A 945-nucleotide genomic window follows, 5' to 3' on the forward strand; every position below is an offset into this window, starting at 1 on the left:
TTTTTGTCCGCTTTGTTAAAGCAACTTTGTTAGTATACAATATCACTTCTTCAAAGTCAACAACTTTTTTAAAAAACTTTTGGTGGAGCCTAGCGGGATCGAACCGCTGACCTCCTGCGTGCAAAGCAGGCGCTCTCCCAGCTGAGCTAAGGCCCCATAAAAATGGTCGGGAAGACAGGATTCGAACCTGCGACCCCATGGTCCCAAACCATGTGCTCTACCAAGCTGAGCTACTTCCCGATTTCCCATCTATTCTATTAAAAGATATGGCGCGCCCGAGAGGAGTCGAACCCCTAACCTTTTGATCCGTAGTCAAACGCTCTATCCAATTGAGCTACGGGCGCAAAACATAATGCCGAGGGCCGGACTTGAACCGGCACGGTAGTCACCTACCGCAGGATTTTAAGTCCTGTGTGTCTGCCAATTCCACCACCCCGGCGTGGATGGTATAGTTGGAGCGGAAGACGGGATTCGAACCCGCGACCCCCACCTTGGCAAGGTGGTGTTCTACCACTGAACTACTTCCGCAGACAGGATGTCCAGTTTTTCTAACTGTTATCCTATATAATGCGGGTGAAGGGACTTGAACCCCCACGTCATAAAGACACTAGATCCTAAGTCTAGCGCGTCTGCCAATTCCGCCACACCCGCGTAAAATGGTGAGCCATGAAGGACTCGAACCTTCGACCCTCTGATTAAAAGTCAGATGCTCTACCAACTGAGCTAATGGCTCTTCTACAAGAGACTTGAGTATTATATCATATAAAAGTGGTGCCGGCAAGAGGACTTGAACCCCCAACCTACTGATTACAAGTCAGTTGCTCTACCAATTGAGCTACACCGGCATAATGGTGGAGGATGACGGGCTCGAACCGCCGACCCTCTGCTTGTAAGGCAGATGCTCTCCCAGCTGAGCTAATCCTCCATAATTGCACTAACGTGCAA

9 tRNA genes are annotated in these 945 nt (G+C 49.6%); all 9 read right to left on the minus strand.

The annotated features are described in order from the left end of the window. Nucleotides 1-80: 80 nt before the first annotated feature. The 9 genes from AC0OMU_RS21915 to AC0OMU_RS21955 all read right to left on the minus strand — a co-directional run bounded on the left by AC0OMU_RS21915 (nt 81) and on the right by AC0OMU_RS21955 (nt 925). Nucleotides 81-156, minus strand: a tRNA-Ala gene (locus tag AC0OMU_RS21915). Nucleotides 157-163: 7 nt separating this feature from the next. Continuing rightward, nucleotides 164-240 (minus strand) — tRNA-Pro (locus tag AC0OMU_RS21920). Between the two features lie 27 nt (nt 241-267). Next, nucleotides 268-344: transfer RNA gene (locus AC0OMU_RS21925), tRNA-Arg, on the minus strand. Nucleotides 345-353: 9 nt separating this feature from the next. Beyond that, nucleotides 354-439 (minus strand) — tRNA-Leu (locus tag AC0OMU_RS21930). Between the two features lie 14 nt (nt 440-453). Beyond that, nucleotides 454-528, minus strand: a tRNA-Gly gene (locus AC0OMU_RS21935). Between the two features lie 40 nt (nt 529-568). Then, nucleotides 569-651: transfer RNA gene (locus AC0OMU_RS21940), tRNA-Leu, on the minus strand. Nucleotides 652-657: 6 nt separating this feature from the next. After that, nucleotides 658-733: transfer RNA gene (locus AC0OMU_RS21945), tRNA-Lys, on the minus strand. Between the two features lie 36 nt (nt 734-769). Continuing rightward, nucleotides 770-845: transfer RNA gene (locus tag AC0OMU_RS21950), tRNA-Thr, on the minus strand. Between the two features lie 4 nt (nt 846-849). After that, a tRNA-Val gene (locus AC0OMU_RS21955) sits at nt 850-925 on the minus strand. Nucleotides 926-945: the final 20 nt, after the last annotated feature.

This window comes from Bacillus sp. FAU18 (genome assembly GCF_056033885.1).